14 protein-coding genes and 3 pseudogenes are annotated in these 13,581 nt (G+C 31.5%); 8 read left to right on the forward strand and 9 right to left on the reverse strand.

The window, feature by feature from the left end; translation table 11 throughout:
* The first annotated feature begins 4 nt into the window (after window positions 1–4).
* Window positions 5–358: a hypothetical protein gene (locus OZJ21_RS00095; RefSeq protein ID WP_268857223.1), complete on the forward strand. Its 354-nt coding sequence runs from the start codon at window positions 5–7 to the stop codon at window positions 356–358.
* 239 nt (window positions 359–597) lie between these two features.
* On the opposite strand, the pseudogene OZJ21_RS09805 reads toward OZJ21_RS00095, so the two are convergent.
* The 3 genes and pseudogenes from OZJ21_RS09805 to OZJ21_RS09810 form a co-directional block, all read right to left on the reverse strand.
* Window positions 598–963: pseudogene (locus tag OZJ21_RS09805) on the reverse strand (transposase); the annotation flags it as partial.
* 267 nt (window positions 964–1,230) lie between these two features.
* A complete protein-coding gene (locus tag OZJ21_RS00105) occupies window positions 1,231–1,656 on the reverse strand; it encodes a hypothetical protein (protein WP_268857224.1) in 426 nt (141 codons plus the stop codon).
* Window positions 1,657–1,752: 96 nt separating this feature from the next.
* Window positions 1,753–1,908: pseudogene (locus OZJ21_RS09810) on the reverse strand (DUF805 domain-containing protein); the annotation flags it as partial.
* Between OZJ21_RS09810 and OZJ21_RS00110 the strand changes: the two are divergent.
* A pseudogene (locus OZJ21_RS00110) lies at window positions 1,901–2,047 on the forward strand (30S ribosomal protein S14); the annotation flags it as partial. The pseudogenes OZJ21_RS09810 and OZJ21_RS00110 overlap by 8 nt on opposite strands.
* 324 nt (window positions 2,048–2,371) lie before the next feature.
* On the opposite strand, the gene OZJ21_RS00115 reads toward OZJ21_RS00110, so the two are convergent.
* Entirely contained in the window at window positions 2,372–4,306 is a 1,935-nt protein-coding gene (locus tag OZJ21_RS00115; protein WP_268857225.1) for an elongation factor G, read from the reverse strand.
* A 186-nt stretch (window positions 4,307–4,492) separates the two neighbouring features.
* Between OZJ21_RS00115 and rpsN the strand changes: the two genes are divergently transcribed.
* Window positions 4,493–4,762 carry a 30S ribosomal protein S14 gene (gene rpsN / locus OZJ21_RS00120; RefSeq protein WP_011476677.1) on the forward strand — a complete coding sequence of 90 codons (270 nt, stop codon included), beginning with the start codon at window positions 4,493–4,495 and terminating at the stop codon, window positions 4,760–4,762.
* Between the two features lie 19 nt (window positions 4,763–4,781).
* A complete protein-coding gene (locus OZJ21_RS00125; protein WP_003699379.1) occupies window positions 4,782–4,889 on the forward strand; it encodes a putative metal homeostasis protein in 108 nt (35 codons plus the stop codon).
* Window positions 4,890–4,943: 54 nt separating this feature from the next.
* Here the strand turns inward: OZJ21_RS00125 and yjeM are convergent, their stop codons facing one another.
* The 5 genes from yjeM to OZJ21_RS00150 form a co-directional block, all read right to left on the reverse strand.
* The gene (yjeM, locus tag OZJ21_RS00130) at window positions 4,944–6,431 is read right to left on the reverse strand and encodes a glutamate/gamma-aminobutyrate family transporter YjeM (protein WP_201898638.1); all 1,488 of its coding nucleotides are present in this window, start codon (window positions 6,429–6,431) and stop codon (window positions 4,944–4,946) included.
* Window positions 6,432–6,603: 172 nt separating this feature from the next.
* A complete protein-coding gene (locus OZJ21_RS00135) occupies window positions 6,604–7,221 on the reverse strand; it encodes an NAD-dependent epimerase/dehydratase family protein (RefSeq protein WP_201898637.1) in 618 nt (205 codons plus the stop codon).
* Window positions 7,222–7,277: 56 nt separating this feature from the next.
* Window positions 7,278–8,102: a MurR/RpiR family transcriptional regulator gene (locus OZJ21_RS00140; protein WP_003703447.1), complete on the reverse strand. Its 825-nt coding sequence runs from the start codon at window positions 8,100–8,102 to the stop codon at window positions 7,278–7,280.
* Between the two features lie 45 nt (window positions 8,103–8,147).
* Entirely contained in the window at window positions 8,148–8,837 is a 690-nt protein-coding gene (locus OZJ21_RS00145; RefSeq protein ID WP_003699384.1) for an N-acetylmannosamine-6-phosphate 2-epimerase, read from the reverse strand.
* Window positions 8,838–8,857: 20 nt separating this feature from the next.
* Entirely contained in the window at window positions 8,858–9,730 is an 873-nt protein-coding gene (locus OZJ21_RS00150) for an N-acetylneuraminate lyase (protein WP_435870460.1), read from the reverse strand.
* Between the two features lie 233 nt (window positions 9,731–9,963).
* Between OZJ21_RS00150 and OZJ21_RS00155 the strand changes: the two genes are divergently transcribed.
* From OZJ21_RS00155 to OZJ21_RS00170, 4 genes are all read left to right on the forward strand, one after another.
* Window positions 9,964–10,827 (forward strand): ROK family protein, encoded by an 864-nt coding sequence (locus OZJ21_RS00155; protein ID WP_003699389.1) that lies wholly within the window; start codon window positions 9,964–9,966, stop codon window positions 10,825–10,827.
* Window positions 10,828–10,911: 84 nt separating this feature from the next.
* Window positions 10,912–11,349 (forward strand): nucleoside-diphosphate kinase, encoded by a 438-nt coding sequence (ndk, locus tag OZJ21_RS00160; RefSeq protein ID WP_268857226.1) that lies wholly within the window; start codon window positions 10,912–10,914, stop codon window positions 11,347–11,349.
* A gap of 298 nt (window positions 11,350–11,647) precedes the next feature.
* Complete coding sequence (locus OZJ21_RS00165) at window positions 11,648–12,379, forward strand: sugar phosphate isomerase/epimerase family protein (RefSeq protein ID WP_268857227.1); 732 nt, start codon at window positions 11,648–11,650, stop codon at window positions 12,377–12,379.
* A gap of 9 nt (window positions 12,380–12,388) precedes the next feature.
* Entirely contained in the window at window positions 12,389–13,570 is a 1,182-nt protein-coding gene (locus OZJ21_RS00170; protein ID WP_003699395.1) for a cation:proton antiporter, read from the forward strand.
* Window positions 13,571–13,581: the final 11 nt, after the last annotated feature.

The raw sequence follows: 13,581 nt of genomic DNA on the forward strand, positions 1-13,581 counted from the left end.
TAAATTGTCAGATGGGACTAATAAAAATAATGGTAGTTCACAGTTGGGGTTGTACTATAATAATCTTCCGCGTAAGTATGAAATTTCTGATAGTAGTAAGTATGGTACTTCTGGATTCATGATCGATGTAGATAACTTCGATAAATGGATGGGAGAGCCTGTTCTTCGCAAAAAGTATGAGGATACTCACGGAATTACTGATAAGAAAGAAAAAGAAGAGGAAAACTACAGACAAGCTAAGATGCAAGCACAAATTCAAATGGATTTACAAAAAGATCTAGTTAAACAAGTGGTTGACGCAATGGATGAGAGAAATAAAAAAAAAGGATTCTTTGGGAAAATATTTGGTGGAAAGTAGAATCTAAATGTAGGAATGAGATATCTTTAAACTATCACAAAAGATAAACAATAACATTGTGTTAATACATTACCATAATATAAATAAATAAAATATAATGTATAATATACTGATAAAGATGATGAAAAAACTATTGATTTCTAGCTCCTAAAAAATAATTCGACTCCAAAATTCTGAATAATTCAAAATTTGGAGTCGAATTTTTATATATTCTATATATCTAGCACTAAACTGAGCTATCATTTTACTAAATTCATACTCATTAAAACTAATCCTATATCGTTTTCAACGGATTTTTGTCCTCTAAGATATGTTCTTCGCACACCAAAATCCCTCTTCATACGACCTAAAACAGGTTCTACATCATACTTACGACGACGATAAATGGCCTGTCCTTCATCACTAGAGAGGTTTTCTTTTATTTTTTCTTTATAATAATTCCAAGTTTGATTAACTTGAATTTATCGTTGACGTCCACTAGGCGTTTTAGCTAGTTTATCTAACTTTGATGATAGTTGAATTTTGTTAGCTTGATATATCTTTAAATTTCTCTTAAACCCATACTTATCTTTCCGTGTATTATAACGATTAAAGCTAAGTTTTATAATTTTATCTGGCAACTCATTTTGTGAAATTTATTCATATTATAACTTGAACTTATGCTTAAAGTACGTCTAACAGGCATATTTGCATACAAAAATAGGTATTAGCTCATCAGAACCAATACCTGTATAGTTATTTATCTTGTTATATTTGTAGCGGTAATAGCAGGAACAGTTTTAGTGTTTCCCATTACAGTTTTATAATCTATTGTTCCAACACTGGTTCCTTAAATGTTTACCCAATCACCTTCTAAAATACGGTTATTATTATTACTCTTTAACATTCTTACAAATAACTGCTTGGTCTGGGTCATCATTTAAGTTTACGAGTAACGCTTTGGAACTCTCTACAACCTGTACTACACTACCAGAAACTTGAATATGCTCACTCATATGACTTTGGGGATTACGAGCTAATTCATCATAAGTTATAGGATGATAATCTTCTACTACGCTAGATGAACTAGAATTTTCAGAAGAACTACTACTTTCATGTTTATTTTCATCTTTTTTACTTGAAGAACTACTTTTCTTTTTATGGCGACTGCTATTATTCTTATGCTTTGAACTGTGTTTATTCGCAGCAAAAGAACTATTGTTATTTCTACTGTTATTATCAGTATCTGTTGCGCCAATAGCACCAAATAATAAAGCTAATACTAATAAAGAACCAATAAATGATCTATTCGATTGCATAAGAAACTTGCCCAAATTAGAGTGTGTATCTTCTATGTACTTATTGTTTTCTTTTTTAAAGGGTTTTGTTGTGAAAAATAAAAGTATTATAAGTCCTACACAATAAGGAATAAAAGATAGGAAAGTAAACCAACCGCTATATCCAACGTCTCTAAGTCTTCTCGCCGTTGCTGACAAATAAGCAAGTAAGAGAATTAGAAGCACACTTAAAATAATAAAATTAACAAACCATGCTTTTGGAAGAATAGCCAATACTAAAAAATCAAGAATTACAAAGTATAGAAAGCAACAAATATTGATTGCTAAATACGTGGAGCTAAGAAGACAATTAAAAGTAGTTCACAATTATGAGAGTTTACGGAAATTACCTAAGGATTCTAATCTTGTACGTTAAAAAAATAGAGGTGAAATAGATGGTCGACCGCTATAGATGACAGAGCAAAACCTTACTATTTTTAATAGTTTTTTCTTCAATATACGAAATATATTGATATTTAAGATCAATAGTTAAATTAGGGTCTGTAATTCCAAATAAAATTATATCCATAGAGATGGTGTCCTTTTTTTAATTAGATTGACGTGTGGGCTCTCTCTTTTATTTTGACGCAAAAATGAAGAAAATAAAAGAAGGACCGTAATGTAAAAAATTCTACATTATCAATCCTAAATATTATACAACCAATATATTAACCTTTTCGTCTAACTTCGCTTTTTGCTAATTCATCCCATTCCAAAAATACTCGCAATGCATAGTTGTAGGTACATCTTTCCAGTCAACTGTATATCCAGCTCCATGAGCACAGAAAACAGATTGTGGAGTATTTTCTAAATCTGATACAGGATCATAATTTTGTTGAGATACTATATCTGTCGAATTATGACAAGGATAATAACCAGCAATTTCCAATTCTAGTGTGCCATTCCCATGAGTATATGCGCGTACATTGGTGGCATAATTGTACATTTCTGAAACAGGAGCAATTCCAGTTAGTATCCCCTCAACTTGTTGTTCATCCAAGGTACCATGCATTCGTTGAATATCATTGATTGCACGACCAATTTGAGTACGATCAACTTTTAGTCTGAAACGATACCAAGGTTCTAAGAGTTGGCAATTATTATTTTCTCTGAGCATCATTAAACCTTGTCGAACTGCACGACTACATGCTTGACGAAAATCTCCACCAACTGTATGTACATTGCTAGCTTTCCCGCCTAAAAGGGTAATTTTTACATCTGTAAGAGGGGAACCAGTTAATACACCTAGATGTTCTTTAGCTTTGAGATTAGATATAATTTGATGTTGCCAATTTTTATCTAATACTTCTAGACTACATTGATTTTCGAACTGGAGACCACTACCTCTTTTTCCAGGTTCTAGTAATAAATGTACTTCTGAATAATGACGAAGTGGTTCGAAGTGACCAACTCCCTCAATAGTTTTAGTGATAGTTTCTTTATATAAAATATTTCCTTTAGTAAAAGTGACGTTTAAGTTATATCGATCAAGGAGTAATTGTTCTAGGATTTCTAACTGAATTTCTCCCATAATTTGTACACTAATTTCTTGGAGATGTTCAGACCAAGTAACATGTAATTTAGGATCTTCATCTTCTAATTCATAAAGAGCTTTTAAGCAAGTTTGAATATCATTACCATTAAGATCAAGAGCATAACTTAGAACAGGGGTAATAGTTGGAATGGTATCTATTTGATTTTCTCCGATGCTTAGCCCTGGATAGGTATTGACTAATCCAGGAATGGTACAAACTTGACCAGCATTAACAGTTGGATAAGTTGAAAATTTCTCTCCATTATATACTCTAATTTGACTAATCTTTTGTTCAGGCAATATTTCTTCTCGAGGTTTTAGCGAACCACCTAGAATACGAAGCCATGTTAGACGTTCACCTTTATCATTATGTGAGATTTTAAATATCTTTGCTTGGAAATTGTTTGGATAATGCGGCTCTTGTGTCCAATGATTGAATCCTTGCAAAAATTCATCAATACCATCTAATTTTAAAGCAGAGCCAAAATAGCATGGGAAAATAACTCTATCAGAGATTAGTGATAGAATTTTTTCATCAGGTATGGTACTGGTTTGTAAATAGTCTTCAAATAATGATTCATCGCACGTTGCAATATCTTCAATCATATTATCAGAAGAAAAATCAATAATTGATTCATCTAATTCACTTTTTAATTGAGATAAAATCTGTGAGGCCTTATTAGTGCTGATATCAATTTTATTAACAAAAATAAATACAGGAATATGGTAATGATTTAGCAAATTCCAAAGAGATCTAGTGTGACTAGTAATCCCATCAGTAGCAGAAATAACTAATATAGCATAGTCAAGAACACTTAAAACTTGTTCTGTTTGAGTAACAAAATCAACGTGTCCTGGAGTATCTAAGATAGTCAGTGAAAGATCATTATATTCTAAATTAGCTTGATGCGAAAAAATAGTAATGCCACGTTTCTTCTCTAGTTGGTCGGTATCTAGGAAAGTATTACCGTTATCAACGCGACCCAAATTGCGTAGATTCCCAGTTTGATACAGTAACGCTTCGGAAAGAGTAGTTTTTCCTGCATCAACATTGGCAATAATTCCAGTAACAATGTGTTTCAATGAATTAATAGGCAATTAAAAAAATGCCATTCTCCTTTCTAATCTTAGAGTAGTTAATAAGATAATTGTAGAAAATTGAAAAAAAGTAGTCAAATTATTTAACTTTACTCTGAATATGATAATTTTTATTGACTTTTTAAATAGTAATTGTTATCATTTAAAAAAGTAATAATTACTATTTAAATGAAATGAGGTATAATTTTGGCTAAAAAATCAAAAATTGCTAAATATAGAAAACAGCAAATGTTAGTTGCTAAATATGCAGAGATAAGAAAACAGTTGAAAGTAAATCATGATTATGAGAGCTTGCGAAAATTACCTAAAGATTCTAACCCTATACGATTAAAAAATAGAGATGAAATTGATGGTCGTCCACGTGCATATATGCGTAAGTTTAAAATGTCACGTATTAATTTTAGAGAGTTGGCACATCAAGGAAAAATACCAGGTGTCCACAAAGCAAGTTGGTAGTTAAAGAGAGGTGAATATAATGGAAAAGACAGATTTATCAAGTGCTTATCGTCGTTTGCGAAGCAGTAATCGTAAGACTAAGAAACGTGCACTTAAAATAATTAAAGCACATAAAAAGAATAAATAAGAAAAAGCCTTAGTTAGTCCGATAAATCATCGCAACTAACTAGGGCTTTAAAATTTAATTTTTATTCTTATTTTTCTTTGTTGCTCGAGTATAAATTCCTAGAGCTAGAGAACCAAAGAAAATTGGTCCAATAACAGTCCAAAATCCGGTTACCCAATCACCTTGTATAAATGGATCAACGCAAGTGAAAATGATACCAAATAAGATAATTAAGAAACATACATAGGTAATAATTTTTGTCCAAGTATGATTTTTATAAGCAATAAATGGTTGCTTAAATCCTTTTTTCTTAAATATAGGGAAGGCACCAACTAAGAATAAGTAAGGAAACGAAGTTGATACGTTAGACATATCAGTTAAAATCGTGTAGAAACTCTTAGCTTGGCCACCGCCAAATGAAATTAAAAATATCAAGATACATACAAGTAGAGCTTGCATCCACATTGCAAATTCCGGAATGCCGTGCTTGTTAAGTTTAGTCATTTTTTCTGGCCATAAGTGTTTAGATCCTAAGATAAATGATTTAATTGGAGAATAAATCAAAATAAAGAATGAACCAACATAAGCTAAAAACATTCCTAAACCAACAAAACGGATAAAAATATTTCCGATTAAATTACTTACACTTGCAGATAATCCTAAGCTATGTCCGAGGTAGATACCAAGATGTTGCATCATTATATAAGTGATATTTCCTAGGTTAACAGAGTCACTAGAAAGAACATCTTTCCAATTTACGCTGACACCCCATAAAAGAATCATGAAGGAGTAAGCAACTGCAATTAATATTGAAGAGATCAATAAACCCTTAGGAAAAGTTTTTTCAGGCTCCTCAATATTATCAATCATTCCACCTAAAGATTCCATGCCAGCATAAGCAAAAATAGCATATACAACAAAAGATAGAGTAGCAACCGGGTTAGTAAAAGCAGGGTTAGGTGATTTAACAAATGCAGATGCTGTAATTGGTTGTTCGAAGTGTCCATGAGTAGCAAACAAAGAAATGAAAGTAGCAATTAAAAATACAAAAATCATTCCAGTTACGAAAGCCCCGCCAATACTAGAAACCTTAGAAATAACATCTGCACCACGACTTGCAAAGAAAGTAACGAAAATAATCCAAAGAATAGCTAAAATTCCAACTACTTGGGTGGCACTGAAAGGACCAAAAGCCCAAGTTTGTGTCATATCTTTACCAAATAATAAGGCAGAGAAGGGGATAAATACTTTTGATGAAATATTTATTAACCAAACGATCCAACTAGAAAGCCAGATGAAAGTTCCGATAAATGCAAGCTTTTCACCAATAGTATTACTTAACCAAGCATAAATACCACCGTGCTCATCTTTAAAAGTTGAGCCATATTCTGCAAGCATCATGGATACTGGCAGAAAGAAAAAGATGGCTGCAAAAATATACCAGATAATACTAGCATATCCCATTTGCAAAAAAGCAACTGGCATGTTAGCAAAACCAAAAATACTTGAAAAAATCATCATGATTAAGCTAAATAAGCCTATTTTTTTGTTTTTATCATTCATAAAAAATCTCCTTTAAAAATGATAAAGATTATTTTAGCATATAACGATTAAAACAAAGTTGAGTAATTAAGAAAAAGATGATTAATTTAATAATCGATTGATTTAATATCTTCTGTAAATATATTTAAATTATAATGATAAAAAATTAAATTATGATTAAATTTAATTGCTTTTAAATTCTATAAGTAAGACTACTATTTTTTCCTTCTATTATGTAATGTATTTCTTTAGCAAATCTTTCTCTACTAATTGGGCGAAATTTTCTTAGGAAACTAAATAGTTTGAATTTTAATAAAAAGTCTAATATTACAGCAGGATAATAGTTGCTTCTTCGAAATTTAGAATAAACTAATCCGGGATAGACAGATATTGCACGATTGCCCAACTTTCTACTAGCATAATTTTCAACAGTTCTTTTAGCATGTAAATAATTATTTAAAAAGAATGGAGCTGAATTAGCAGAGATAAACAAGAACTTGTTATCGAAATTAGCGATGCTATCAATGATTAACTTAGCAGGTTCAATGCTACTATTTTCATAGGTTTGATTTTTTGATTTATTAGGGAGAAGAATTCCTACACAATCAATAACCCAGTCAGATGTTTGAAGTAAAGAATGCCAACTAGTATCATGTGCTAAGTCAAAAGAATGATAATTAACACCAGCAATAGAATTAGAGCGTTTGCCATTACGTGAAATAGAGTGAAGCTCTAAAGTTGTATCTTTTGATAATTCCAGTAATATTCCTTGGCCAACTAACCCAGTTCCACCAACAACTGCAATTTTCATAGAAGATTCCTTCTTTCAAAAAACACCAACCGAGAAAACTCAATTGGTGCCTATTTTTATTTAGATAATTTTCGATCCATAATTAACTCAACGGTCTTATTCATAGTAGAACTATACTCGGATTTTTCCATAAGTTCCATTGTAATAATATCAATAACATACACAATTGCTAACTGAGAATTGATAAAGCGAGTATTATCAACAAAATTACTATTTTTGACAACCGCACTCCAGGTAGAGAGCTCAATAAGTGGACTTTGATAAAATCCAGTAATGCTGATAATTTTTGTTCCTTTTTGTTTGGCTAAAGAACAAGCAACATTTACATCATCAGTATTACCAGATTGACTAATGGCGATGATAACATCATCAGAGTTTACAATAGTACTATCTATAAACATCATATGGCTATCGACTGTACAAAAAGCAGCAATTCCCATACGAATTAGTCGTTGAGTGAATTCTTGTGCAGTATAACCTGAACTTCCTAAACCGTAAACGTAGACACGACGAGCTTTAGTAATAGCATGGACAATATTATGAATAGTGTCAGTATCTAGTTGCTTCCAAGTACCTTGAAGTACTTTTTGATAGAATTCGTAAACTTTATCTCCCATAGAATCGCTTTCAGAAGAAACTGGAACCTCAGGAGAGCTAGCAGCAGATATAGCGAGCTTTAATTTAAAATCATGAAAATCAGAACATTCCATTCTACGCACAAAGCGAGTGATAGTAGCATTACTAACACCCGCTTTTTTAGCTAATTTAGTAATATTCATAGATTGTACTTCTTGAGGATTTTGAAGAACTTTTAAAGCTACTTTACGTTCTTGGCGAGAAAGTGTGGAGAAAATTGCTTCTATATTATTAAGCAAATTCATCAACATCACCCCTGATATAATTTATCTCAAGTATAGCACAATTTTTTACTTAATTGCGTCCATAAATTTATTTGCAATTTCTAGTGGACGAGTAATCGCGCCACCAACTACTAAGGCATGTACACCTAATTCTAAAACACGTTTAGCTTTTTGGGGGAGATCAATTTTACCTTCAGCAATAACTGGATGCTCAGCAACTTTTAGAACTTCTTTTAAATATTCAAAATCATTATCAGCAATATTCATACCTTTAGTAGTAGGGGTATAGCCATGCATAGTCGTACCGATAATATCGAAACCAAGTCTATTAGCTTCTTTGACATCATTGAGATCACCAGTATCAGCCATAAGAAGAGTATTAGGAAATTCTTCGCGGAATTGAGGAATGATTTCTTCCAATTTTTCTCCATTAGGACGTGCTTGTCCTGTTACTTGGCAAGCAACAACTTCAACTCCAGTAGCGGCAACTTGACGCATTTCTTTAAGAGTTGGAGTAATATATACATCAGAATCTGGATAGTCTTTTTTTATAATTCCAATAATTGGAAGTCCAGTCTCGTCTTGAATAGCTTGAATGTCAACGATAGAATTAGCTCTAATTGCAGGTGCGCCAGCCATTTTAGCTGCACGTGCCATACGTGCCATAATGAAAGAGCTATGTAAAGGTTCACCTTCAAGTGCCTGACAAGAAATAATTAATTTTCCATGAACTTGATCAAGAAAGGTATTTTCCATAATCTTCACCCCAATTTCTACTATTCTTTGAAATATTTTTCGTAAATCTTTTGAGCTCCAGCTTCCATTTCAGGAGTTGGTTTGCTCATAGGTTCTTTGCAGTAGCCAGCATGAATCCCAAGTTTTTCAAATACTAACTTAATAGTAGGATATAAATCATTATTTAAAAGATCAGTAATATAGTCATTACTTAATGTTTGAAGTTCACGAGCTTTTTCTATATCTCCAGCCTCGAAAGCTGCAATTTCTTCTTTAACACGAGGAGCGTTTAAGTTAAATGTTGAACCAATTGCACCATCAACGTCCAATGCAAGAGCAGGTAATAACATTTCGTCAAAACCTGAAAGAATTAACTTATCTGGGAAACGATTACGAACACGTTCTAGGAGATAGAAATCGGCATTAGTATATTTAATACCTACAATTTTTGGATTTTCAAACAATTCAGCAAATTGATCTAGAGATAATGCGACACCTGTTAAGGCTGGAATAGAATAAATAATAAGTTTATTATCTACACCTTCAAGAATTGAATTATAATAATTCTTAATTTGTTCAAATGAGAAATTATAATAGAAAGGTGTAACAGCAGAAATCATAGGGTAACCTAAATCAGTTACATATTTAGCTAATTCTTTTGCTTCATTTAAATTCAAAGAGCCTACTTGAGCAATAAGATGTGTTTTGCCAGCAGCTTCTTCATAAGCAACCTTGAAGATACTCTTTTTTTCTTCTGTACTAAGCATGAAAGTTTCACCAGTACTACCACCTACATAAAGTCCATCGATATGATTTACATCAATATTGTAACGAACCATTTCACGAACGCCGTCTAAGTTAACAGAACCATCTTCGTTAAATGCAGTCATAAGAGCAGAATAAAGTTTTTTCATAATCTATTACCTCACAATTCATTTTTGATAACGCTTTAACTACCTTCGCTTATACTATACAATACGAAAAAAATTATTTCAACAACATATTTAGATAATAATTATCATAATCAAACATAAACGTTGTTATATCAATGCGATAATTATTTTTACAAAATTAATTTGAGAAAAAAAGTATCTTATGCTATATTGAAAGCGGTTATAATAAATTCCTTTAGAAAGAAGGTAATCAAATGAAAAAATATTATTTAGGTTTTGATGTAGGTGGTACTACTATTAAATATGGCTTGATTGATCCTGAATTAAATATTATCGAAAGTAGTAGTTGTCCAACTTTAGAAAATAAAGATGGTCATATTTTAAAAAGCCTAAAGAAAATTACTGAAGAAATGATGAATTCTTACACTTTGCTAGGAATTGGTGTTAGTACAGCTGGCATTGTTGGTAAAAATGGTGAAATTCAATATGCTGGTCCAACAATCCCAGGATATATAGGAACACCTATAAAGAAGGAGTTAGAAGAATTATCTGGATTACCAGTATCAGTAGTTAATGATGTAGATGCTGCTTTATTAGGAGAACGTTTAGCTGGTGGTGCGAAAGGCAGTGACAATGTTTATTGTATAGCGTTAGGTACTGGTATAGGTGGTGCATATTTTTATGAAGGGAAATTATTTTCTGGTGCTCATGCTGGTGCTAATTCTATTGGTTATGCTCTTTATGATAAAAATACTAAAACAGACTATCAGAAAAGAGCAGCTACTTTAAGTTTAGAAGCTTACTTGAAAAGATTTGATACATCTGTAATTGATGCTTTTGAAAAAGCTAAAGCTGGTGATGAAAGATTTAAAAAGATTATTGAAGATTGGGGAGATGAAGTAGCACGAGGTGTAGCAGAAATTATTTTGTTATTTGATCCTGAACTTATCTTATTAGGTGGTGCAGTTGCTAAACAAGGAGAATATCTAGTTGATTTAGTAGAAAGACATCTTGAAGAATATGTTCCTAAAGGATTGATACAGACACAAATTAAGGTTAGTCATTTAGCAAATAAAGCACAACTTTTAGGTGGAATTGCTGAGCTAGTAAATATATAAATAAAAAAATTTGTTGAGTGTTCATTAGTGTTAGATTATACTTATAGGTAATGATAGGTAAATTTAACGAGAAGAGAAAGAGAAGTGACAAATTTGGCAGAAGAAAGAACACTTATCTTAGTTAAACCAGATGGAGTTTCAAGTCATCATGTAGGTGAAATTATCACTAGAATTGAGCGCAAAGGATATGAAATTGAAGCTTTAAAGGTTGTATCAGCTACAGAGGATCAATTAAAACAACATTACAATGATAAGATTGACAAACCATATTTTCCAGATATGTTATCTTACATGCAATCAGGTCCAATTGTGGGGATAGTTGCGGCAGGTACAAATATTACTAAAGCAATGCATCGAATGGCTGGTAATACAAATCCAGGAGAAGCTGAATTTGGAACTATCCGTGGAGATTATGGGCGAGAATGGCCTTATAAACATATCCAAAACGTGGTGCATACATCAGATAGTGTAGAAAGTGCGCAACGTGAAATTAAAATATGGTTTCCAGAATTTAATTTTTAGAAGTAAATAAAGATGAAAGCTAAGAATTACACTAATTTAACGTGATTCTTAGCTTTCTTTATTTTACAGATATTATATTTTTACTTTTATCAAAATAAAAAAATTTACTTTTTATAAAATGCTGATATAAAAGAATTATCACCTTATTTTGAAAATAAATATCTTTTTTAAGTGTTGAAATATTTATTTTCTTTTTATATAATGACGTTGTTGAATGAAAACGTTTTATAAATAGAGAGTGCTACCTTCGATTACAACACTGCACAGGAATGATATTAAGAAAGGCGGTTGGATATAAATGCATGTATCTATAAACACAGCTATTTTCGAAAATGAAGTAAAAAAAGGTAAGAGCCAATTAGAATGCTTGAAAAGTCTACCAGAGAAATTGATAGATAACATTGAAGTGCGTGGAGAGTTTTTTAATGAAGGCAAAATTGAAGAAGAATTAGAAGAAATCGCTAATTTGTGTAAGGAAAATGGATGGAAGTTATTTTATTCTGTTCCGCAAGAATTGTTTAATCAAGAAGGTTTCAATCAAGATATCGAAAATAAGATTTTAATAGCTGAAAAGTATAATATCTCTAACTTAAAATACAGTTTAGGGCATATAGATATTAGGAATACAAATTTTAACAAATTAAATGATATTTTAAATAATACATCTGTAAATGTAACTATTGAAAATCAACCTAATGCCAATGGAACTTTAGTAGAAATAAAAAAAGCAATAAATTATTTAAGTGATAATCATATCAAATTAGGATATACATTTGATTCTGGAAATTGGTATTGGATAAATGAAAATCCACATGTTGCTTTTGATGAATTGAAAGACAATATTTCTGTATATCATTTAAAAGATATAAAAAATAAAAATACGATGATGTTAAATGATGGAAATACAGATTGGAAGTATATGTTAAATGAATTAGATCAAAATATACCAATATTTTTAGAATATGGAATTGATAAAGATAAAGTAGTTGATGAAATGGAGAAAGTAGAAGAGGTATTGATGAAACGGTAGGTGTTATCAATGACGTATCTCGTTGAATTGTTTATAATATTGCTTTTGACAAAAATAGGTGCCCATTTATCTAATGTATTTAATTTTCCAAGTGTAATTGGAGAATTATTAGTAGGAATTATTGCAGGTCCTGCAGTACTTGGGATTTTAGCTCCGACTAATTTAGTTCATTATTTTTCAGAGCTGGGAGTAATCATTCTAATGTTTATTGCAGGATTAGAAGGAAATTTACAGATGCTGATGAAGTATTGGAAACCATCTGTAACAATTGCGATACTAGGTGTAATTGTTCCAACAGGAAGTGCAGCACTTTTATGTGCATTAGTATTTGGCTTTTCTTGGGAAACAGCATTATTTATAGGGCTGGTTTTAAGTGCAACTTCAGTAAGTATTACAGTTCAAGTACTTAGAGAAATGAACCGGATGAATAGTAGAGAAGGGGCCATGATTTTAGGTGCTGCAGTAGCTGATGATATTATTTGTGTTATTTTACTAGGTTTGAGTATTAGTTTTGTTGGAAGTAGCGGAACATCAGGTATAGCATTATTAAAATTAATTGGTCCTAAGATACTATTTTTTGTAATCGCATTCTTGTTAGGGAAGTGGTTTGTACCTAAATTTTTAGAAATATTTAGTAAGTTAAATGCGAGCGAAAATGATACAACTGCAGCGATAATTTTATGCTTTGGTTTTGCTGCTTTGGCTGTGTCTATGGGAATGAGTGATGTTTTGGGAGCTTATTTTGCAGGGTTAGCGATTTCTGAAACAAAATTTAAAGAGAAATTGTCATTGAAGATTGAACCTATAGGATATGCTGTTTTTATACCAGTATTTTTTGTAAGTATTGGATTGAGTATTAGTTTTAAAGGAATGCAAAATGATATTTTCTTTATTATATTGCTAATTATTATAGCAATTTTGGGAAAACAAATAGGATGTGGTCTTGGAGCAAAAGCTTTTGGATTAACTTGGGATGAATCGAATATTGTAGGAGCAGGAATGGTATCACGTGGAGAAATGGCACTAGTTGTAGCCAATGTAGCTCTGAATGCACATGTTGTTGATCAAAATCATTATACTGCCATGATAATTGTAACCGTAATCACAACTTTGATTGCTCCACTAATTTTAAAATTCTATATACAAAGAACAGAAAGAGAAGAAGTTTACGCAAAAAATCAAATTAATTAATATTATGAGGT

The sequence above is a fragment of the Ligilactobacillus sp. UO.C109 genome (assembly GCF_026847815.1).
Lineage (GTDB): Bacteria > Bacillota > Bacilli > Lactobacillales > Lactobacillaceae > Ligilactobacillus > Ligilactobacillus salivarius.

Bases quoted from the DNA above. Each gene is read 5' to 3' on its own strand.
- OZJ21_RS00165 (WP_268857227.1), top strand. From the start codon at position 11,648: ATGCATGTATCTATAAACACAGCTATTTTCGAAAATGAAGTAAAAAAA.
- OZJ21_RS00150 (WP_435870460.1), bottom strand. From the start codon at position 9,730: ATGAAAAAACTTTATTCTGCTCTTATGACTGCATTTAACGAAGATGGT.
- OZJ21_RS00155 (WP_003699389.1), top strand. From the start codon at position 9,964: ATGAAAAAATATTATTTAGGTTTTGATGTAGGTGGTACTACTATTAAA.
- OZJ21_RS00135 (WP_201898637.1), bottom strand. From the start codon at position 7,221: ATGAAAATTGCAGTTGTTGGTGGAACTGGGTTAGTTGGCCAAGGAATA.
- OZJ21_RS00145 (WP_003699384.1), bottom strand. From the start codon at position 8,837: ATGGAAAATACCTTTCTTGATCAAGTTCATGGAAAATTAATTATTTCT.
- yjeM (WP_201898638.1), bottom strand. From the start codon at position 6,431: ATGAATGATAAAAACAAAAAAATAGGCTTATTTAGCTTAATCATGATG.
- OZJ21_RS00125 (WP_003699379.1), top strand. From the start codon at position 4,782: ATGGAAAAGACAGATTTATCAAGTGCTTATCGTCGTTTGCGAAGCAGT.
- OZJ21_RS00105 (WP_268857224.1), bottom strand. From the start codon at position 1,656: ATGCAATCGAATAGATCATTTATTGGTTCTTTATTAGTATTAGCTTTA.
- OZJ21_RS00170 (WP_003699395.1), top strand. From the start codon at position 12,389: ATGACGTATCTCGTTGAATTGTTTATAATATTGCTTTTGACAAAAATA.
- OZJ21_RS00140 (WP_003703447.1), bottom strand. From the start codon at position 8,102: ATGAATTTGCTTAATAATATAGAAGCAATTTTCTCCACACTTTCTCGC.